Annotated in this window: 12 protein-coding genes and 1 riboswitch; of the genes, 4 read left to right on the forward strand and 8 right to left on the reverse strand. The window is 59.5% G+C overall.

Annotated elements, in window-relative coordinates; all coding sequences use genetic code 11:
• Position 1: 1 nt before the first annotated feature.
• Positions 2–856, reverse strand: coding sequence for a hypothetical protein (locus BM235_RS00580; protein ID WP_090108596.1), 855 nt, complete (start codon positions 854–856; stop codon positions 2–4).
• 2 nt (positions 857–858) lie between these two features.
• Positions 859–1,671, reverse strand: a complete 813-nt coding sequence (locus BM235_RS00585) for an AAC(3) family N-acetyltransferase (RefSeq protein ID WP_090108597.1) — start codon at positions 1,669–1,671, stop codon at positions 859–861.
• A 108-nt stretch (positions 1,672–1,779) separates the two neighbouring features.
• Between BM235_RS00585 and BM235_RS00590 the strand changes: the two genes are divergently transcribed.
• On the forward strand, positions 1,780–2,181 hold the full coding sequence (locus tag BM235_RS00590) for an MmcQ/YjbR family DNA-binding protein (protein ID WP_090108598.1): 402 nt from the start codon (positions 1,780–1,782) through the stop codon (positions 2,179–2,181).
• Here the strand turns inward: BM235_RS00590 and BM235_RS00595 are convergent.
• The 4 genes from BM235_RS00595 to BM235_RS00610 form a co-directional block, all read right to left on the reverse strand.
• Positions 2,134–2,979 (reverse strand): DMT family transporter, encoded by an 846-nt coding sequence (locus BM235_RS00595; protein WP_090108599.1) that lies wholly within the window; start codon positions 2,977–2,979, stop codon positions 2,134–2,136. The two genes, BM235_RS00590 and BM235_RS00595, sit on opposite strands and share 48 nt — an antisense overlap.
• A 59-nt stretch (positions 2,980–3,038) precedes the next feature.
• Complete coding sequence (gene hflX / locus BM235_RS00600) at positions 3,039–4,325, reverse strand: GTPase HflX (RefSeq protein WP_090108600.1); 1,287 nt, start codon at positions 4,323–4,325, stop codon at positions 3,039–3,041.
• A gap of 397 nt (positions 4,326–4,722) precedes the next feature.
• Positions 4,723–8,379: a fibronectin type III domain-containing protein gene (locus BM235_RS00605; protein ID WP_158543636.1), complete on the reverse strand. Its 3,657-nt coding sequence runs from the start codon at positions 8,377–8,379 to the stop codon at positions 4,723–4,725.
• Between the two features lie 290 nt (positions 8,380–8,669).
• The gene (locus tag BM235_RS00610; protein WP_090108602.1) at positions 8,670–14,771 is read right to left on the reverse strand and encodes a DUF4962 domain-containing protein; all 6,102 of its coding nucleotides are present in this window, start codon (positions 14,769–14,771) and stop codon (positions 8,670–8,672) included.
• A 265-nt stretch (positions 14,772–15,036) separates the two neighbouring features.
• Here BM235_RS00610 and BM235_RS00615 point away from each other — a divergent pair, with 265 nt between their 5' ends.
• From BM235_RS00615 to BM235_RS00625, 3 genes are all read left to right on the forward strand, one after another.
• Positions 15,037–16,449 carry an extracellular solute-binding protein gene (locus BM235_RS00615; RefSeq protein WP_090108603.1) on the forward strand — a complete coding sequence of 471 codons (1,413 nt, stop codon included), beginning with the start codon at positions 15,037–15,039 and terminating at the stop codon, positions 16,447–16,449.
• A gap of 221 nt (positions 16,450–16,670) precedes the next feature.
• A riboswitch (ZMP/ZTP riboswitch) is annotated at positions 16,671–16,755 on the forward strand.
• 91 nt (positions 16,756–16,846) lie between these two features.
• A complete protein-coding gene (locus BM235_RS00620) occupies positions 16,847–17,707 on the forward strand; it encodes a bifunctional 5,10-methylenetetrahydrofolate dehydrogenase/5,10-methenyltetrahydrofolate cyclohydrolase (protein ID WP_090108604.1) in 861 nt (286 codons plus the stop codon).
• Positions 17,704–18,339 carry a cyclodeaminase/cyclohydrolase family protein gene (locus tag BM235_RS00625; RefSeq protein ID WP_090108605.1) on the forward strand — a complete coding sequence of 212 codons (636 nt, stop codon included), beginning with the start codon at positions 17,704–17,706 and terminating at the stop codon, positions 18,337–18,339. Before BM235_RS00620 ends, BM235_RS00625 begins: the two co-directional genes overlap by 4 nt.
• A 34-nt stretch (positions 18,340–18,373) precedes the next feature.
• Here BM235_RS00625 and BM235_RS00630 read toward each other — a convergent pair whose 3' ends face one another.
• Both BM235_RS00630 and BM235_RS00635 read right to left on the reverse strand, forming a co-directional pair.
• A complete protein-coding gene (locus tag BM235_RS00630; RefSeq protein WP_143106606.1) occupies positions 18,374–19,930 on the reverse strand; it encodes an extracellular solute-binding protein in 1,557 nt (518 codons plus the stop codon).
• A 29-nt stretch (positions 19,931–19,959) separates the two neighbouring features.
• Entirely contained in the window at positions 19,960–22,167 is a 2,208-nt protein-coding gene (locus BM235_RS00635; RefSeq protein WP_158543637.1) for a helix-turn-helix domain-containing protein, read from the reverse strand.
• Positions 22,168–22,190: the final 23 nt, after the last annotated feature.

Raw genomic sequence — 22,190 nt, forward strand, 5'->3', positions numbered from 1 at the left:
CCTATAAGCAGCCCAGCACCCAGCCTTCCAGCGCAGCCGTTCGACGTTCGTGCGGCGTCAGCGTCTCCAGTCGGAAGTAAGGAGCGAAGGCGCCTTCCCCGTCGCGCTGCTGCGCCCACTCCGCGATGGCGAAGGCGTCGGTCTCGTGGGCCGAAAGCGCGATATCGTACCGCTCGTCCGGCTGAGCGGACTTGTACGCGAGACGCTCTTTGCATATTTTCGGATAAACCTCCGCTACGACGTGCCCGCTGACCGGCCGAACCGCCGCCTCCCCGCTCTCGGAGACGTCGATATGATCGTAAGGCCAGCATTGAACTGGCCCGCGATCCGATCGCCGCCTCAGCGCGGCAAGCCAAGGTAGGCCGGCATACGTCGAGTAGGATACGTTCTTGCTCATATGTCCATGCCGACGGTCCAGGTCGAGCACGCTGCTGGCGCCGATCGCGTAACGCGCTTCCGTCAGGCGCAGCAGATTGGCATTGCGGTAAGGCGCTGCGCGCTTCTTGCATTCCCCGATGGATAGCCGCCGCGTGTCCCAGTTGCGCGAGAGCCAATCGAGAAAGCCGTCCCAGGTGTGCAACCCGTAATGGGCCAGCTCGGACAACGGATAGGAGAAGCCGTGATCGATGCCGACGAAAACGCGCCGATCTGTCTGCGCCAGCTCAGACATCAGGTATTCGTGCAGCTCGGACCGCGACCACCGGCCCTGCGGATGATGGGAATGGCGCACGACGGCAGGCGGTTCTTCGCCTGCGGCCCGTACGACCGCGAGCCCCGGGATCGCCTCGTCGGGTAGACCGGCGCCCGAGTAGTCTACGCCGATGTATACGTCGAAGAGCGTTTTTGTGCGCGTCAAGCTTATACGCCCTCCCGGTTCGCCCGCAGCCATTTTTCCGCAGCGTCGACAGCGCGCTTTGCATCGAACAAACGGCATTCGGCTTCGCCGATTCGGCCGGACGCGACATGCCCGCTCTTGTCGAAGGGGATGCCGATCCGCTCGAAGTATTCCGCGTCGTACGCATAGTCCTCGAACCAGCGCCACGATCGCTCCCCGTCCGACAGGACGGCGGTCCCCATGCGCTTCTTCGGCATGCCCGGGATCCTGGCTTCCGCCAGATGCATGCAGGTGCACGAATCGTAACCGACGCCGAGCAGCAACACCTTCGCATCCAGCCCGCAGAGCTTGCCGAGCGGCGAGGACTCCCCGAACTGCGGCGTCAGCGGATGCTCGGATACGATGGATGCTGCGTGCCGGCCGTTGGCCGTGAAGGACACTTGCGGATGGCATGAACGCATCGTGCCCGGCCAGGTCCTGAACAGCTCGGCGATCCGACCCATTCCCCGCGTCGGCGTGAGCGCCGGATCGAATGCAGGCATCTCTTGGTAGATCGTCTCGAGCCAGTCCGCCGGCACGGCCGGATTCTGCCATTCGGCCGGATCGCTCCAATCGCCGCTCTGCGCGGGCATGACGATCGTGCCCGCCTCGCCGACAGCCTGCAGAAGGGCATGGATCACAGCCTGAGGACCGCCGCACACCCAGCCCATGCGGGACAAGGAGGAATGGACGAGCAGCGTGTCGCCGGGTTGTACGCCGAGGTACCGAAGCTGCTCTATCATCGACGACACCGTGTTCGGTCGCCTCGTGCGGTCGACGATGTCTTTTTCGCTCATCGCATGAAGCCCCTTTCTTTATTTTAATTCAGTCGAACAGGCTTAACTTTTGTCGCCCGGCGTGTTATATCTGAAGGATGAATGCGTGAACGAATGGAGGATTACCGAATGAACGTTCCGTCGCTGGTCAAGTACATCCTGACCAAAAAAGGCGCCATTAAAGATTATCCGTTCGGCGACCAACCGCTCGTGCTGAAGGTGTCGGGCAAAGTGTTCGCGCTGGTGGACGAACGCGGCGAACCGCCCTCCGTCAGCTTGAAATGCGATCCTGTGCTCGCGGAGAGCCTCAGGCAGCAGTACGCCGCCGTCATTCCCGGCTACCACTTGAACAAGATGCATTGGAACACCGTCCGTCTCGACGGCACCGTGCCGGACGCGGACCTGAAGGCGATGGTCGATCATTCCTACGATGCGGTCGTGAGCAAGCTGAAAAAAGTTGATCGCGAAGCGCTGGAAATGCGGCTAGCCCCATATCCCCAGGACGATAACGCCCGTCGTAATAAGCAGTGAGGTCGCGAGCCTTCTCATCCCCTGCTTTTCCTTCAGCAGCCACAGACCGAGCGCGGCGCCGAATACCGTGCCGATCTCCCGCATGGGCGCGAGCTGGGTTACGGGCGCAAGCGCCAACGCGGACAGGAAAAGGATATACGCTCCGGGTGCCAGGATACCGCCAAGCATGATCGTTTTCCAATTGACCCTAAGCTCGGAGGCCATATGACCCGAACGCCAAGCGATCCACGTTAATGCGGCAAGATTGCCGACATTTGTCGCTTCGTTCAGCACGACGGCCGGCACGTAGCCGAGCGCGACTTTGTCGACGACGATATACGCCGATATGGCGACGCCGACCGCGAATGCCAGCAAGGGGGCTTTGCCGGATGGCGCGCCTCGGACAAACCGAAAATTGCTTAAACCCAGCATGCCCGAGACGATCGCTGCGACCCCGAGCCAGCCGACGGCGGACAGCTCTTCGTGAAGCAGCAGGACGCCGGCAAGCGGCACGAGCAGCGGACTCGTCCCTCTCATGATCGGATACGTCTGGGACAGGTCGCCGGACTCGTACGCCGCTGCGAGCAGCCGGACGTACAGCCCGTGAAGCGCCATCGAGCCGATGACGGCGAGACCGCCGACGCCGCGCAGCGCGCTCCCCTCCCATTCGTACAGGGTCCATGGAAGGAATACGACAACCGCGACGAGTTGGCAGTACCAAAGAAATGCGTTTTTATCCCCGCTTTTCTTGGTGAACAGGTTCCATACCGCATGCAAAAAACCGGAACAGAGCACGAGTGCGACCGCAATGCCGAACATGATTCACCCCGCGAGGACAACATGTAAAGGACCGCCCCTTCGAGCGGTCCTCTTCTTGCTTAACGTTCCACGAACAGCTCGCGGTACCGCTCATAGTCTGCAGCCCTGCAGCTAAGCGAAAGGCGCGTACCCGTTTCCTCGTACTCGGTGCTCCGGACGTCGGCATGCTCGTTGAAGTAAGCGACGAGCCGGCCCTGATCGTACGGGATCAGCACTTCGCCCTCGACATAATCGCCGAAGACCTGTTCCCGGATCATCTTCACAAGCTCCTCGACACCTTGGCCGCCAGCAGCCGACAAATAGACGATGTCTCCATCGATGCGCGGGAAGTCGGCTTCCGGCAGCAGATCCGCCTTATTGTAGGCATAAATAGCCGGAATCCCGTCCGCTCCCAGATCCTTCAGCGTCTCCCGGGTTACGGTGATATGCTGCTCGTATTCGGGATTGGCTGCGTCCACGACGTGGATCAGCAGATCCGCCTCGGACACTTCCTCTAGCGTCGAGCGGAACGCCTTGACGAGATGGTGAGGCAGCTGGCTGACGAAGCCGACCGTGTCCGCGAGCAGGAAGGTCTTGCGGTCCGGCAGCGAGATGCTGCGCACGGCGGTCTCGAGCGTGGCGAACAGCATATCCTTGGCCAGCACGCGCTTGCCGGATTCCGGTTCGTAGGCCGACAATATCGCGTTCATGAGGCTGGACTTGCCGGCGTTCGTATAGCCGACGAGCGCGACGACGGGAACCTCGTTTTTCTGGCGCTGCTTGCGTTGGACTTGACGGCGCGCGACCAGCTTCTCCAGCTCCTGCTGCATATGCGAGATACGCTCTTCGATCCGCCGGCGGTCCAGCTCCAGCTTGGTCTCCCCGGCGCCGCGGTTCTTGAGTCCGGACCCGCCGCCCTGGCGTCCGAGCGATTCGCGAAGACCCACGAGACGGGGCAGCATGTACTGGAGCTTCGCCACCTCGACCTGCAGCTGCGCCTCCTTCGTCTGCGCGCGCTCGGCGAAGATGTCGAGGATCAGGATCGTGCGGTCGATGACCCGGCGCTCCAGCGCGGATTCCAGGTTGCGAATCTGCGAAGGCGACAGCTCGTCGTTAAAAATAACCGTCGAGGCATCCAGTTCCGCGGCGATCGCCTTCAGCTCCTCCACCTTGCCGCTGCCGATATAATGGGCGGAATTCACGCGTTCCGCCTTTTGCGTCAGCTCGCCGACCGTCTCGATGCCGCAGGCGTCCGCCAGGTTGCGCAGCTCTTCCATGGCGTATTCGAATCCGGGTGCGTTGTTCAGCTGTACGCCGACGACGATCGCGCGCGCCAGGTTGTTCGGTTCGATATCTTCTCGTTCCATATCCTCATCATCCTCTCATGATCGGTAAAACAAAAAAAACACAGGCATCGTTCTGCCTGCGTTCAGGGTGATCAGATCGAGGAAGCGCAATTCGTCCCTGCACGGGAAAAAACGCGCGTCGAAGTCGTACCTATCCAAAGGACCGGCCGCCGTCAGACGGAACAACTCCGCTGACGCGCGCTCCGGCGAATATCCCGCGCGGGTTGCCTTCGAATGTAGACAGACTTCATCTGAGTCTCCTGCCGGCAGGCAGAGCTTGGGCGCTAATCATTAGCCGACCAAAGTGCGAACTCGGATGTAGTCTATCACACGGCAACCCTCCGTTCCGTAAAGTACCTCGATTCTAACACACGGTGCTGCGAAATGGCAAACCTTGTTAGATGTTTATGTGTCCTTCTTAAGGCGTAATGTGGATCACGTTGCTGAACGTTTCGTTGCCGGCTGCATCGATAGCCCGCACTTTGAAATTATACCGGGTGCCGACCGTCAGCGGAGTCGACGGCGTATATTGGGTTGCGGGCGACGCCGCCATAACGACTGCGGAAGGTTCGGCCGTGCCCGTCGACTGCAGCAGTTCATATTGCGGCGTCGCGGAATTGTCGTTATCCGCGGATTTGGTCCACATCAGCTTAAACACGTTATCCGACTTAGAATACGACAAATTCGGCTGCGTAGGCGGCCTAGTATCCACCGGTTTGAGCGCAGTGCCGCCGATACCTGTAGGAGCGGCCGTCTGGGTGGAGATGGCGATTTTATCCACATCCAATCCGCTTCTGCTTGGCAGCAGGCGCAGCGTATGGGATCCTGCCAGGATCGAGAAGGCCGAACCTGTGCGATTCCAACCCCATGTGCCGGATGAGAGGGTAATACTCTGCTCCGAAGCGGCGTTGTTATCGATCCGTAAGGTCATATTGTTCGACGCTGCGCTGCCTCCCCTGCCCAGAATGCTAATGTAATAATTGCCGGCTGTCGCCACGTTCAGCTTAAATTCCAAGAAATCTTGATCGTTCGGATTGTCGTCGGCCGAGCGAACGTAAATGCCCTCCGATTGCGTCGAATCGCTCTTCAAACCCCATTGCCCGCTCAATACACGATATTTTTCGGCTTCGATATAGGCGGTATTGGCGCTGTTGACGAGATACTCCGCGCTCGTGGTCCAGACATCGATCGAGCTGTCTTTTTGCGTCCAGGCTCCGCCTGCGAATGTCGTCCGTGCGGACGATCGATTCCCCGCGGCGTCCTTGGCTACGACCGTAAACCGGTAGAGCCGGTCGGGATCGATCGCAAGCAGTGAGGTTGGATAAACAATCCAACTCGTCCCCGTAACCCCTGGAAACACAAGCGTGTTTCCTTCATAAATGTCGTAGCCCGTGACGCCTACATTATCGGTGGACGCGTCCCATTTAAGTTCGACGAACTTCCCGCCCGCGTTGGCCCGAACGTTGCCCGGCACGGTCGGTCGCACCGTATCGACGGGCGTTGCCTTGACCTCCGCGCTGAAGTTCGAGGCCAGGTTTTTCAAGTCGATCGCTTTGACCTTGAACGTGTATTCGACCCCTGGCGACAGGCCCGTCACTTGCATAGAGGTACCCGTAGGGGTACCGACCGACACGCCGTCGCGGAACACCTCATAGTGATCGATCCCCACGTTATCCGCGGATTTCGACCATTCGAGCGTCACTGAGTCTCCCGTTACGGACTTTACTCGAACTTCTCCCGGCGGAGTCGGCGCCGCATTGTCCGAGGCCAGGCCGTAATTGGTAATCGTATATTCGCCCGGCGCGCCCTCGAATTCGATGAACCCGCCTTCCTTCGTCGAACGAACCAGAAAACCCGCTTCTCCATCCCGCTTCACTTGCCAAAAGCCGGCCGCCATGTCGGTAATCAGAAACTTCAAGTTGTTAGGGCCGGTATTGGTTACGTTGAATTTTAACGTATCCGTGTTTCGTTCCCCGCTATAACCGAAGAAAACGACCCGATCCCGAAGCATGACGCCGTCATGCCGTTTCGCATTCGTCGGGGTCCGCGCTTCCAAATAGACGGGCGAAGCCGGGGTCGTCCCCGCATCCATCACCTGCATCACGTTCAAAAACCGATCCGTCGATGCTTCTGTCTTGGGAGAGACTTCAACACGGTACGTGCCGCCTTCGACCGTGTTGACGCCGTACTTATCGCCCATCGGGTAGTTCGTGCCGTCAACGAGATATTCGTTGCCGCTTCCGCCCACGAGCGTAACGTCCACGGACGCTGCCGCCGGAAGGAGCGTGTCGTTGACGAGCTTGCCGTCGTAGTTGCCCTCTTCCCGTTTAATCACGGTGCGGTTTCCGTTCACGGTCGGCGTCTCCTCGCTATGGAGGAGCCATTTTTTCTGATAGGAGGAAGAGGCGGCCGTAACTTTGTCGTAAGTGATCAACGCGGCGGGAATCGTCGCGTTTTTCAAGTTAAGAAAAACGAACGAACGCTTCACTTCCGATACTTTGTCCGAATACGCATCCGTGATATCGCCCTTTAAATAACTGAAGTCGGGCGCGGCGAGGGGCTGCCCGTCGGCGTTGGCTTGGATGCCGTAGGAGAGCACTTCGCCGGTCCGATATCCCTTGGCAGGGTCCTTCAAATCGGTCAGATTATTAGACTGGTAGCCATCGTTGGCGATCCGCTGACCGCCGTCGTTCGACCGGGTCGTGCCGCGATATTTAAACGTTTCCGCCGGATCCTCGATCAACAGCGTGTTCGCCGCAATGGAGCGCTTGTGGTAATTCAGATCGTGCGGACTTCCATAACCTACCAAAGTGTTGCTCGCGTCCAAGCCTTCATATACGCCGGACTTGATCGCCAATGCGCCTTTGTAATACAACTGGAAGCTGCCCGCGTCCCAGTGGGCATGATCGTTGACGCTCCATTCCTGGATTTTCATCTCCGCAACGACATCCGGCGCAGCGTTCGGAGACGTGCATTCCGGCGTATTGCCGAGATAAGTGCACCAACCCGTCCTGGCGATCATCGATCCGATCGGGCTGCCGAAATACCGCGTCAGCGACTTTTGGGACAAATTCGCAATAGGCTGGGGCGCTAGCGTCAAATCCCGCAGCAGAAGAGCGAACAACGCAGAGTTGAAGTTGTCGTTCGGTTTAATGATCGGCCTTATACGATTCGCTTCCGTCAGAATTAATCCATCCTGGTACAAATATTCGGGGTAAGCGGTATCGCCTAAATTGTCCCAATACTCTCCCGGATCCGCGTAGGTGGAAATATAATTGTCGCCGCTTCGCAAGAGCTGCCCGTCCGGCCGTCTCTCGTACAGCCAACGATAGGGGACCTCTTTCATGTTATTATTCCAGTACGGGTCGTCCTTTCCCATTTTCTTATACAGCCATGACGGCCACAAATCAAACATATACTTGCCGGGACCATAGGCGACGCCATTGTACGGCATTCCCGACTCGTACAAGAAATCGCGCGCGGGGAAAACCTGTTCATATAGAAAGTCGGAAACGATGTTGTACATCTCGGGCTTCTCGTCGTAGATCGCGATGCCCGCGGCGAGCAGATCCAGCAGCCACACCTCGGAGCTCCCCGGGCTGGTGACGGCGCTCTGCTTAAATGCCGGATAGCCGATATCGGTGAACTGCGAGGCCATTCGATCGATCCGTTCGATGAAGAAGCGCTTGTCTTCGTCCGTCAGCAAGGCGTAACACCAATCGTAAACGAACGCCGCGGTTAGCAAATTTCTGCCGATCGTATGATGATCTCCCCCGGCAGCCGGCAGTGCGAGCGATCCGAAGTATTGCTTCGCTCCCGCTACCGCGGCTTGACCCGAAGCCAGATTGGCGACGGGATTCATCAAATACTTGAAGGCGAGCGCATCCAGCTTTTCTCTTGCCTGCCGGTTTTCGTTGGTCGTGAGCGAGTTCGGACCGTTGTACTGCAGATCCGCCAATACGAAGGACACCGGGGAGTTGGCATCCGCTTCGAGCGCAGCCGCCGCTTGCTTGGCCCAGTCGGAGTCTGCATTCCACTTTGCCTGCAAAGCCGTTCTGTCGTTTGCCGTTGCCAATACCCGCGGATGACCGCCGATCGGTTCCGGTATCGCCGCCGCAGAGGCGGTTTTCGAACTACTCGCTATGGGAAATAACAGGATCCAGCCTAAAACCAATACGAATACAGGGACCGCGATGAATTTACTGCGCAAGAAGTTCATTTCGGAATCGCTCCTTTTCATATTCGTTTCTCATTCAGCCAAAACGCGCAACAAGGCCGGACTTCTTGTGCCGCGGCCTTGTTGGGTAACTCGTATTCGGATAAATCAATAGAACCAATCGTTTGAATCGGCGCCCGTGAAAAGCTTCATTGCACCGTGACCGTCATTTCCTGGCTTTCGGTCGTCCCTGCTGCGTTGATCAGTTCGGCTTTGTAGCGATAAGTGCCTGCAGTCTTGCCCGAGATCGGCGTGACGGCCGATTGGGCCGAAGGCGTATTCGCGGTCAGCTGCCGCGTATCGATCAGCGCATCGTTCTCGTACAGCTTGTAGGTCGTCGCGTTGACGCCCCACCACAGGTTCATCGTCACCTTGTATTCGCCGTTCTTATCCCAATTGTCATGGGACAGCACCGGTATGCCGGGATTCGCGTCCTTCACGACGACCGTCACGGGATCGCAAGCGGTGGCGCCGCGCCCGTTGCGAAGCTGGCACGTGTACACGTACGTGCCGTTCGGCTTGCCGGACACGTTCGTCACCGCGCTCTGTGCCCCCGGGGATCCGTCCGTCAGCCGCTTCGCGTCGATGGCCGCGCCGTTCTCGTACAGCGTGTAGCTCGTGCCGTTCTGGCCCCACCACAGGTTCATCGCGATCTTGTAATTGCCGTCGTGCAGCCCGCTGGCATGACCGCTGTCGCTGGACAGCACGCCTTTTCCCGGAATCGCGGCGGCCTTCGGCTCGAGCGCGTCCTGGGCGGTTTGCAAGCTAGCTGCGGCCGCGTCCACTTGCGCTTGCGTCGCGTTCGCATCGTCGTTCGCCGCGATCGCTTGCGTCAATGCCGTGTGCAAATCCGTCCAGGAGGCCGCGGTATAATCTTCCTCGAACAGAGACTGAGCGGCAGAGATGCTGGCTGCAAGCGCGGCTTTACCGGCGATCTGCACAAGCGCGTTCATGGCCGACGTCAAAGCGGCTGCGGCCCCGTCGACTTCCGATTGGCTCGCACCTGGATTGTCGCTGACCGCAATCGCCAGCGCCAGCGCGCTTTGCAGCGCAGCCCACGAATCCGGCGCGTAAAGCTGTTCGTCCTTCGATTCGGCGTCCGCGATCGCGGCAAGAAGTTCGCTCTTACCCGCCGGCGCCACGGCGAGCGTGATCGTCGGAAGCGCCGTCAACGCGTTCAGATTCGAGGCGGAAGTCCCGTACCCGGCGTGACCGACGCCAATCTTGCCCGTTCCCGGCGATTTGGCCCGGAAGGACACGCGGTAAAGCTCGCTCGAATCGGTAATCGGCGACGCGCTCTCCGATGCGATGGTTACGAGCCCGTTCGCCGTATCGTTCGAGACATCGCCGATCTCCAGTCCTTCGACCGGGCTCTCGGCGGACACGTACTCGAACAGGTTAGCGTCGTATTTCAGCACGGCCTGATAGTAGACGGCATTTGTTACGCTGGTCATCCCGACGGTAACCGGGAACAATTCGCCCGCGCTCAAATTACGTTTGGCCGAGATTCGAACGCTCGGCGCCGGTTCGGTCCGATAAGCCGTCACGTAGTCCAACGTGTACTTGCCCGTAAAAGATCCCGCTCTCAGCTGGAAGTGATCGATCTGCGCGACGTTGGCCGTTCCTGCCATAAAAGGGACGTCTTCCACGCGGTAAATGCCCGTGGTCCGGTCCAGCGTTCCCCTGCTGTCCGGAATGCCCGCATATGTCTTCAGTCCGTCGGCCTGCACGGTCAGGTCATAAGTCTTGGCCGCCAAATCGACGTCGAAGCGGACGGTCATCCATTGGCCGGCAGGCTGCTGGTAGGTGCCGTACGGCGTAATCCGGACAAACGTATTCGCGCCGCCCGCCGAGGTCTGGTAGCCGATGCCGCCGTCGGAGAAGCCGACGAACTTGCCGAAAATCGCGCCGTTGCCGAACAAAACCGCTTCATAGTTGCCGACGGTGTGGTTCAATTTGTCGAACGACAGCTTCGTCTCTACCGTCGTTTTGCCCGTTAGCGGCGTAAACTTGCGAAGCAGCCAAGGGGTGACCGCCGAAGGATTCGCAGGATCGTGATAGTTGTCTACCGCCTGCAAGCCTTGACCGCCGATATCAGCAAGCGGCGCGACGACAACGGACGTACCGTTGTTCTTCGTGAATGTCCAGCCTTTGCCGTCGCTCGCTTCTCCCGGCTGCCAATCGTCGAACGAATCGTAGAACGCGGCGGACGCAGGCGGCAGCGTCACGGTCACCTCGGGTCCGTCGACGGATCGGTTGCCGTGCTCGTCCACGGCCTCCACCTTGAAGCTGTAGGTTCCGCCCGGCTGTAAACCCGTCACGTCATAGGTTACGCCTGCTACGGACACTTCGGGGAGGACAGGCGAGCCGTCCTTGCTCACGCGCAGTTCGTAGGCGGTGACCGGCCCGATGTCGGTCGCCGGCGTCCAGGCGAGCCGAACCGCGTTCGGGAACGTCAGGACAGGGCTAATGGAGGGTGCGTCTCCCCATGCCGGCGCGACGGTATCCGTTATCGTGACCGCAAGCTCGTTCGATGCCTTCGACAGATTGTCGCTCGTATCGACCGCCCTTACGGTGAATGTGTAAGCATTCCCCATGGAGAGTCCCTCGATCTTCGCGGAAAGGGCGCCTGCCGGAACGACGGCTTTCCGGACCCCGTTCGCGAATACGTGGTACTCCTTCACTTCTACATTATCCGACGCAGCATCCCAGCTCAGCTTTACCGAGTCGGACGTCTGGGCATCCAGACGCAGATTGCCTGGCGCCGACGGGATGATCTCGTCGTCCTTGACTTCGACGAGCGCGATCCAATCCAGATTCATCCCGCCGCGTTGGTGCCACATCGTCAGGTCGACCGGGCCTGCCGGCAATGACTGATCCAATTTCACGCGAAGTCCTCTCCACTGTTTAGGATCGGAGAAGTCGTTGATCGTTTTCGGCGCTTTGAAGTAATTCATCTTGTCGCCGAGCTTGACGAAGCGGATCGAAGTAGAATCCTCTACCGGTTCACTCGGCAGATCCCAGCCCGCCAAGTATTTGACGACCAGATCGTACTTGCCGGCCTTGGGAACGTTGAAGCGCCATTGGATCGATTGGCCGATCTGGTTCCACTCGGACACGCCCGTTCCCCCGGACAGGAACGGACGTGTCGTGTACCGGGTCGGCGCCTTGCCGCCGTATCCCGCGAACGACTCGGCTTCCTGGAACAGCATGTTCGTGACCGCTCGCGTCGCTTCCGGGTCGACCCATGTTTCCGTGGCCGCGGGATCGCCCGCTCCGACGGACTTCAGCTTCAGGACGCCAGGTTCTCCGCGCACCAGAATGGCCGCATTCGCATCCAGCAGCACGCTCCGCGAACGCCCGAACTTCTCGAACGTAAAGCCGGCGGGCGCCTCGAGAACTTCGTAGAATCCCGCCGCGTTCGTCAAGTTGCCCCAGGATACCGGCACCCCTTCGATGTCGCTGTAGGATTGAAGCGTCGTCGCCGCGCTCGCGCCGTCGATTTCCACCTGCATCGTTACAGGCGGGAGAGCGGCCGGTATCGGCGAATCGTCGAGCTTGAAGGCCTTCTCGCCCTTCTCGACGTTCAGTGTCAGAACGTCGTCCGCAAGCGCCCAGTGAACGCCGCGCGTATCGATCGCCGACTGCACGGAACCGCCGGAAGGGATCGCATCGCCGCTCGCTTCGTCCCGCACTGTGGTAACGCCCGGCGCGCGAACCGCGATTTGGGCGTCGGCCTGCGGGGAGACGGAGAGCCTGCCGTCGCCGGATACGATCGTCGCTTGCTGGCTGCTCTCGATGAGCGCGACGCCGTTTTTCTCGACCCGCTTCCCGTCAACGAGCAGCACCGAGTCGCCTTTGACCGCGAGCGCTGCCCCGTCGAATTTGAAACCGTCGCCGCCCGTATCGACGAGTCCGCTTGACGTCATCCGGACATACACGGCGGATCCGTCTTCGAATGCCAGCTTCATGTAATCCCCATGGTCGGTCGATACCGCTCCGTTCGGCTCGCCCCCGCGTTTATAGGGCGCCATTGTCGAAACCAGTTTGACAGCCCCGGTCTTGGGCGTCACGAACGCCGCATGAACTTGCTCGTCGGTGATATCCTTCGGCTTCACCTCGGTGCCGTTGATGCCGATAAACTTCGTGCTGATCGTCGATTCGAGCTGTCCCGGGGCGTAGAAGCGGAGCTTCAGCGCGGCATCTCCTTTGTAGATCGTCGCGCCGGCTCCATCTTCGTCCAGTTCCATCTGATCCTCGGCGTGCATGCGCCATTCGAAGTTCGTACCGCCCGGGATCGTCGTCGCGAGGTCGTCGATCACGACGAACATATCGGGCCGCAAGTAAATGACGTGCCTTAGCGCCTTGCTCAACGCGCCGCCGTAGGCTGCCGACGCATCCCCGCTGGTCGCGTCGAAGTCGGGGCTGGTGACGAACCCGAGGATTCGGCCGTCCGCGTCGATGTTGTTGATCGGCTGGCCTTTGCCGCCATCGATCGTGATGGCATTGGTCGCCAAAGTCTGCCTGGTAAAGTCTCTATGGTGCTCGCTGTTATAAAAATCGTAAAATCCGGTCTCCACGGCCAGCGACTCTCCGTAGGCTTGAATGATGAACCCGTTCTGATCCGCGTGGTTGTGGTTGTAGCTGCCGTAAGGACTCGAGCGGAAATAAAACGAAACGCGGTCGGGATCGTACAGCTCGGAATGCATGGCGACGAGTCCCGTCGTCGGAAACCACTTCGCCCTCGGCAGATCGACGGGCGGACGGACGGGAAGCTCGGCGTCTCCGTAGAAATAATCGGATATCCCCATGGCCGGTATCGCGCCGATCGCCTGAGCTCCCCATTTCAACCGGGGATCGCCGTACATTTGGGCTAACCGGTTCAAGATGGATACGCTTGTTCCTCCGGGCACGTATTGGTTGTCGTCTCCGAAAACGCCTTTCCGGGAGTTGTGCGGAAACGCGTAAAGCGGGTACAGACCCTCATTGCGCGAAAAAGCCTTGTCGTACAAATTGAAGCCGCTCGAAGTCAACAGGATGTCCATGAATTCCTTGTTCGCCGAGGACGACCATTGCCAGTAGCCCGTGCCTTGCGACCACGATCCGTCCTCTCCTCCCCAAGGCGGAAGCAGGTTGATATAGGCAGGGACGACCTGCCGGTACCAGTCCGACGCTTCGGGCACGTCATGAAGCAGCGCCGTCGCGATGACGCCCACGAAGCCGAAGTTCGTCCAGCCGTGCGAATCGTACGGGTATTGCTGCATCGGCTGATCGACCACAAGGTCGTGCATCATCCGCTCGGTCCGGTAGCTGATCATCTCTTGCACTTGCTCCCTCTCTTCCGGGGACAAGCGGTCGTAGATCCAGTCGTACACGTACGCCGAGCGATACGAGATGGCGCGATCCACTTGATCGTTGATCGAATATTTAGTCGCCCCGTCCGGATCCCAGGAAGCAAGGTTCAGCAATTGCCGCTTCGCGTCGTCTCCGATCGCCGGGTCCCCGGTGATCAGGTAAACGAACGCGGCGTCCATGATCCTTGAGATCGCCGGATCGACATAACGTTTCAGCTCTCTAATCGCGTCGACGTATTCAGGCGCGTTCTTGTTGTAGTCGTCGGGGTAGGGAAACGTCGGCTCGGTCAGCAGCGGCGCGTTTTTGGATTGATTGTACGCGACCAACGTGGCGTCGAAAACGGCCTTTCCGCTCGTCTGCGCAAGCGCTCGGAATCCCGCTAACTCCTCGGGCCGCGTCAGGATTCTGGGATGCTGGGGCGTTACGTTATCGATCAGCGCGTCGATCGCGGGAACTTCGAACGGAACGGCACCCTCGGTGATTCGGAACTTCCGGACCGTGCTCCATGCCGACCACCCGGTACTCGGTTTATGGTACCTGACGCGCCAATACCAGGTTCCCGTCTCGAACGCTTCGGGGAAGTTGTACAGATTCGAGGTCAGCGTTTGTTGCTGATGGACGACCTCGGACATATCCGCCTTGCGGCTTACCTCTAATGCGTATTGGTCGGCGCCGGGCACGTACGGCCATCCGAAATCCGGCGGATTTTGCGTCGTGACGAGCGCTTCCTCCGGTTTGAATTGCACGTTCGTGCCGGTCCTGACCGATGCCGGCCATTCCGCGTCGCTCGCGTGAGCGGCAGGAACGAGGGAATTGGGCAAGATGGGTAACGAACCGAACAAAAGCATGAAAACTACCGCAAAGGTAAACCGCTTTTTGAATTTCCCTTGGACCATGATGACGCCTCCCGACCAATGTCTTTCTTATGAAACCCGCAGACCATTTGACACCGCTTTCATTTCTTGAAAAAAACGAGGTCTTACCTATTTATCGTTGACTACAAGCACGATACAATCCAGATATAAACCAATAAAAGCCCTTGTTACGTCACTTCTCTCCTTTGTCACGGTGGCAACTTTCGATTATAATAAGATTGCTATTGGGTCATATCGATCGCCGACCCGCGCTCCCGATACGAAACGTCCCGAAAGGTGCTGCAATATGACCGAACGACAGAAACGCACGACTTTCAAAACCCGCATGGACGAAATGATCTCCGTGCTGAAGAACGAAATCATGACGGGCAAATATATGCCCGACGATCTGCTGCCGTCCGAAATCGCGCTTGGCGTGAAGTTCCGGCTGAGCAAACAATCCGTCCGCAAGGTGCTGGACACGCTGGTGAACGAAGGCTACATCGAGAAACTCCCTCGCATCGGCGCCCGCGTCCTGAACGCGCGAGCCCGTGATCGGATCATCGTGAAGTTCGGCTATTATCCTACGCTTATAGAGGAAGCGAACCTGATGTCCCTGATCGACGCGTTCCACAAGCGATACCCGCAGATCAGCGTACAGATGATCCCGATGCCAATCAATTGGGGCTCGCCTACCGTACGTGAATCCATGGAGCGGGAATCGATCGATTTGGTTACCGTAAATACGATGAGCTACGAGATGTTTCTGGATAAGGGTCCCCATCCCGAATCGCTGGAGCCTTTGGCGCGCAACGACGGGATTTACCCTTTCTTGACGAAACCGTTCACGTCCGGCGACTCGACATACGTGCAGCCTTTCGTCTTTTCGCCTATCGTCTTGTGCTACAACAAACGGCATTTTCGGGAAGCGGGCTTGCCTGAGCCGGATAGCGGCTGGAGTTGGACCGACGTGCGCCGGGCCGGCGAAGCGTTGTCGCGCGGAAGCGACCGCTTGGGATTTTTGTTCAATCTGGTCTCGACCAATCGCTGGCCTCTTTTTTTGCTGCAGAACGATTATACGTTCCGGCCGGGCAAGGACGGGCGTACGGTTTACCGCGACCCGGTCCTCCGGCATTGTCTGGAGGAAGCCTCAAGCATCGTGGACGACTCGTCGATCTCCTTGCTATTGCCTGACGAGGACGTATCGGGCCCCTTGTTCCTTCGCGAGAAGGTATCGATGATCGTAACGAGTTATTTTCATATGAACGCTTTTCGGGAATCCGGACTCGACTTCGACATCTCGCCGCTCCCTTATACGAAGGAAGCCAGGACGCTGCTGCTGGTCATCGGGCTCGCCATCAATAAGAACGGCTCCGCGAAGCAGGCTGCCCGGACGCTGATGGAGTTCCTTTTGTCTCCCGAATCGCAGCTTGCCATTCGGAAGCATACGCTCAGCATACCGAGTCTCCGTTCGGCGGCGGATCAAAGTCCCGGCAAGGAACATCGTCCGCTCCACTATCCGATGTACCGGGATATCATCCCGACGTTCCGATTCCATAGCGACTTGGGCATTCCCTTTCGCAGCCTGCTCGCGCTCAATCATGAACTGTTGTACTATTGGGCGAAGCTGGAGGATGCGGACACGATTCTGCAGAGAGTCCAAGAGTCGGATCTCGCCGCGCTGCGCCGGCCGAAAGACCAGCCTATAACTGCCTGGTGAAGCCCCCCTCCCTTTGCGTCGGCCATCTCGGGACGCACCTTTCGACTCCGATAACATCCCTCCAATGCGGTACGCCATCGTCACCGGCTACCGCTTTTTGGTTTGTTTCAGTGTCATTATATATTCAATAATAGATAAGGTCAATTCATTTACAAACTAGATACATACCAGAAAAGCGGAGGTTTTAAACGGCAGCCATGTCTGTTACTATAAAAGACAATAAAACCGCATGCGACTGGCGAGATCAGTGGAATCGACCACGAGGGAGCATGCGGCGGGACCCTTCCGTTCGCCTGGGAGAAAAGGATCCGCGAGCAGGACTCGTATGCGCATACGAGCCTGCCGCGGGTCCTTTTTCGTTTAAAAATCGGCATTCCCATTAAAGGAGGACCACGGTATGACGACGATTATGAAAGCCAAGGAAGCGGCGGAACGCATCTACGACGACGTCCGCTCGCGCGCGCAGGCGCTCAAGGAATCCGGAACGCAGCCGCAGCTGGCCGTTATTCTGGTCGAAGGAGATCCGGCTTCCGCTTATTACGCGCAGGCCAAACGAAAAATCGCTGACCGGCTCGGCATCGCCTACCGCCTTCACGAGCTCCCGGCCAACGCGACCGAAGCGTCCCTCCTGCAGCTGATCGCCGAGTGCAATGCGGATCCCGCCGTTCACGGCATCCTGCTGGAGCTGCCGCTGCCCGCCCATTTGTCCGCGCGCCGGATCGAGCGGGCGATCGCGCCGGCCAAAGACGTCGACGGCGTCGCGCCCGCCAACAAGCTCGCCGTCGTCACGGGCGAAGCCGGCCTCTACCCCGCTACGCCGCAAGCTTGCATCGCGCTCGTCAAGCATTACGGCTATGCGCTCGAAGGCGCCGACGTCGCGCTGATCGGACGCGGCCAGACCGTCGGGCTGCCGCTCTTCCATCTGCTGCAGCGGGAGCAAGCGACCGTCACCGTCTGCCACTCCCGCACGCCGGATATCGCGGTGCACCTCTTGCGCGCGGCGATTGCTTTCGTCGCCGTCGGCCGTGCGGATACGGTGACGCCAGGCATGGTCCATTCCGGTCTCGTCCTGGTGGACGCCGGCATCAACGAGCTCGCGGACGGCAGCATCGCCGGCGATGTCTCCGCAGGCGCGGGCGATCGCGCCGCCGCCTACTCGCCGGTGCCCGGCGGCGTCGGTACGCTGACGACCGCGATCGTGTTCAGGAACTTGATGGATGCGATCGATTGGCAGCGAAAGGAGGCGACCGGCGAATGAGCGACATCTCGTGGGAACAATCGATCCGAAGCTTCGTCGGACAAGCGGCTAGCGCAGATCCGACGCCCGGCGGCGGCAGCGTGGCCGCGGTGGTCGCGGCGCTCGGAGCAGCCATGACTTCGATGGTCGGCCGGCTGTCGCAGGGCGACAAGTTCGCGGCGATCCGGCCGCAGATCGAAGAGACGCTCGAACGGATGAACCGCTTGAGCGCCGAATGCGAGAGGTTGATGCACGCGGACATCGCGTCGTTCGACCGGTATATGGGCGCGCTGCGGCTGCCGAAAGCGACGGAAGAGGAAAAAGCGCAGCGCCGGGCGGCGCTGCGCGAAGCCGCCGTCCAAGCGACCGCGGTGCCCCTCCGGCTCATTGAGCAATGCCGGGAAGGGTTGACCCATACGCTGCGGATCGCAGAAGGCACTAACAAAAACGTTTTGTCCGACCTGGCGATCGCTGCGATTCTGCTGGAGGCTGCGGCGCGATCTGCCCTGCTGACCGCGGAGATCAACTTCGGTTCGCTTCAGGACGCGAAGCTGGAAGCGGCGTATGCCGAACAGGCGGCCGATCAAATGCGTCTCATCGCGGACATGGCTCGAGAAGCGCAGGACATCGCCCGCCGCAGAATGCTTGAATGACGGCGGCGCGAACGGTCATCCGCGACTCCGGCGTTCACGGTCGCCCGCCTTCCTTTGTCCGATCGAACGCCTGCAGATACAATTCCTTCAACTTGTTCACGCCCAGTTTATTCAGCCCCTCGATGAAGGCGTCCCACTCGGACATCGGCTTGTAGCCGAGGATAAACTGGGATACGTTGGCCCCGTAGTACTTGTCCAACTGCTCCAGCGCCGGTCCCGCCCAGGCGATCTCGTCCGCGGTCAGCAACGGCGGTTCGCCGGAGATGGGGGATGCGTACTTGGCCGCTTCGCGATAGGCATACTGCTCGCCCGCGCTGCTAAGCGACATGAGCGAGCGATAGTCGAAGCGGCCGTACGTGCCCGCCGTCATGATGCCGGCTTCCTTGCGCAGGTCGTTGGGCTCCTTGAACAACGGCAGCAGCCTGCGTTTGCCCTCCACGACCTCATAGGTCTCGCCTTCCTTGCCCCAACTCATCAAGTCCATGCCCTCGTCGGCGTACAAAAAGTCCAAATAACGAAGCGCCGTATCCAGACGGTCCGTCTTGGCGGAGATCGCGAAGCCGAGCGGTTCGTAGTCTTTTCTCGGAAGATAGGCGAACCCGTCCACTCCGCTTGGCGGCGCCATGAACGTCAGGTGCTCGCCCGCTTCCAGCTGCGCGTTCATAATCTCGATCTGGCCGATGTACTGGACGGTGATAAACGATTGATTCGTCGTCATGAACTGCGTCCAGGCCTTGTAATCCATCGAGAGCCAATCCGGCGGCATGAGCCCTTCTTCGTAAAACTTCCTTAAGTATTCGATCATGCGCTTAAAATTCGGATCGGTCGGGCCGTATTTGACCTCGCCCGTCTCGGGGTCCCGATAGAACGACGGGTAAACGCCGAACGCAGGACCGAACGTGGCCAGCGTGCCGAGCCCGTGCCTGAAGACGAACGGGTAGCTGTCGGGGTAGAGCCGTTTCAGCTTCTTGGCGGTCTCATAGAGTTCGTCCCATGTGGCAGGCTCCTTCAGTCCGTGCTTGTCGAAAATGTCGTCCCTGTAAAACCACACGATCTGGTTGCCAGCGCCCGCGCCGTCGCTGAGCAGCTGGTACATCTCGCCGCCCGGCGAAGTCATGCGCGCGGCGACATCGGGCCTTGAAGCGAGGAACGCCTGGACGTGGGGCATTCGGTCCAAGTAACCGGAGAGGTTCAGAAAAGCGCCCCGCGAGCCGTACTTCTGGGCGTCGGCCGGATACAGCGTGAACAGATCCGGCATGTCGCCCGACGCGATCGCCAGCGCCATCGATTCAGGCCCCGTCTGCGTCTCCTGCTCGACCGCGATGTTCGTCGCCTCGCGTACCCACCGCCATACCGGCCAGTCGGACTGCGCCGGCCAGGCTTGCGATTCTTCCGTCAGCATCGTGAGCGGCGCTGCGGTCGATGCGGATGCGGACTGCGTGCCCGTCTTGGAGGACGCGGTCGAAGCTGCCGAATCGTTGCCGTCGTCGCCCAAGCAGCCGGTCAGCGCGGCCAAGACGGCAAGCGTACCGAGAACGGCGAGCGCCTTCCGCGCAGCAGCCCCCGATATTCGTTTTCTACGCTCGATCAAGCCGGATTCCCCTTTCCCCGCTGCTTTTCTCACGAGATATCTTGCCGCTTCCGGTACTCGCTCGGCGTCATGCCCGTGAACTTCTTGAACATCCGATTGAAGGAGGTGATGTTCTGGTAGCCGACCGCCTTCGCCACGTCGTTGATTTTGGCGCGGTTGTCGGACAGCAGTTCCTTCGCCCGGGCGACGCGCGTCTCGTTGATGTAGTCGACGATATTGACGCCCGTTTTCCCCTTAAAATAGGTGGATAGATAGCTGCTGTTCATCTTCAGCTTCTCCGCGAGCGCGTCCAGATAGATGGCCTCCGACAAATGCGCGTTCACGTAGTCGATGACGAAGTCCGTGACCGGATGCTTCTCTTCTTTCTTCGCCTTGAAGGCTTCGGCCGCTTCCGTCACCAAGTCCGCCAGCAGCCGCTCCAGCTCGGCCGCGGTCTCGCACCGCGCGAGCTGCGCTTCCGTCTGCGCAAGGATGGACGTCAGCCGGTCCTGATCGGCTGGGGTTTGAACGGCGGCGACGCGAATCTTGCCGACCGTCGACTCCGCAAACCGCAGCAGCGCGGACGCCGGCAACGTCCCGGTCTCCCGCCGGTCGAACATTCGCTGCACGATCGCCGCGGCTCGCTGCGCGTTTCCTTCCTTCAAGTGAACGAGGAACTCCTTGTCCTCATCCGGCGGCAGCTCGAAGGGCGGCTGCGCCGGCGCGGGCTCGGCGATAATCTGCGTCTCGTCCGTCAGCCGCCGATCCTTGACGAGCTGCTGCGCCTCCTCGTAGGCGGACGTCAGCTCGTCCGAGGACCGATGGACCGGCGTCACGGCGATCGTCACGACGCCATACGCTCGGTCATGGTCGAACACGTCCTTCATGCGCGTTAGCAAACTGTTCAGGTCGGCCATCCGGTCGGTCGGCACGAGACTCAGAATCTGATTGCGCTCGATCTGGAACGTCTGCGCATCGGGGAACTCGGGCTGCAGATGGGCGTCGATATAAGTTTTCATATAATAGAGCCATTTGTCGATCGGCTCGGCATCGCCTGAATCGCGGCGCCGGAGCTGGACCTGGTACAGGATAAAAACGAACGGCTTGTCCGAGAAGGAAAGGCTCGCGCCGTCGGCCTCGCGGCTCCGAATCGCCTTCAGCCGGTTGACGAAGCCGACCTGCCGGCGCAGCTCCCGGCTCCCCCGGAGCTCGTCGTCGATCAGGTTGAACTCCCGGATCCCGGGCCGGTTCGGCATCGCTTCGTTCATCGAGCGCAGCGATTCGATCACGCGCTTCAGCGGATTGTTGATGCGGACGGCGAACATGACCGCGATCAGCATGCTAAGCAGCACGGCGGCGGCAAGGATGGCGATCAGCGTCGCGCTCAGCCGCGACTGATAGGCGATCTGCCGGGCCGGTACCCGGTACGCGTAGCTGTACCCGGTCGCAGTTCCTTTTCGAATAAAATAATAGTCGTCGCCGCGAACGAATCGGTCCTTGCCCGGCTTCGTCAATTCGGCATAGCTCAGGAACGGCTTCTCTCCTTCCCTGCGGTAGAGGACGCGCCCGTCTTTGTCGTAGACGACGAAGTCGTCGTATTTGCTTTGCTGGAATGCGTCGTACATTTTCCCGGCGTTAAGGAATACGACCATGTACGATTCCGCGCTGCCGTCGTATTTGAACACGACCGGAATCAAGTCTGCGATCGGCTCGGAGCTGCCTCGGAAGATGGAATTATAAAAAGGGGCCGCAGGGAACACCCGGTAGGTATAGGGTTCGGAAAACTGCGCGGTCCAAAAATCCGGCGGATACGCTTCGCTCGCGTAAAACTTGCCGAACATCGCCCGGGCGCTCGTGCTCGTGTTTTTTTCCAGCACCGTCTTGCCTTGGTCGACGATAAAAGCGATGTTGTCGATAAACAAGTAAGGATTGGCGACCCAGGTTGAGATATCGTTAACGATCTGCGGGAACTCGTCGTAGCGGGGAGGCGACTGAAGCCGCTGGACTTCTTCGCTGAGGAACAGGTACATCTGTTTTTTGACGAGATCCAGGTGCTTCTCGTAGCCGTTCATCGCGTTGTCCAGCATGAGCGTATTGTAATTGACGATCTCTTGCTTGACGCTGCGCTTGGATACGGAGATCGCATAGACCGTGAGCGAGACGAGCAGCACGATGATGCAAAGGAAACCGGCGATGAGCCGCATGAACAGCGAATAGGATCTGCGTCTGAAAAAAAGCAACGGCTGAAGTTGTCTCATGCGTCCCCCAAGCGTGAAAAATA

It is taken from the genome of Cohnella sp. OV330, assembly GCF_900112065.1.
In the GTDB taxonomy this organism is placed as follows: domain Bacteria; phylum Bacillota; class Bacilli; order Paenibacillales; family Paenibacillaceae; genus Cohnella.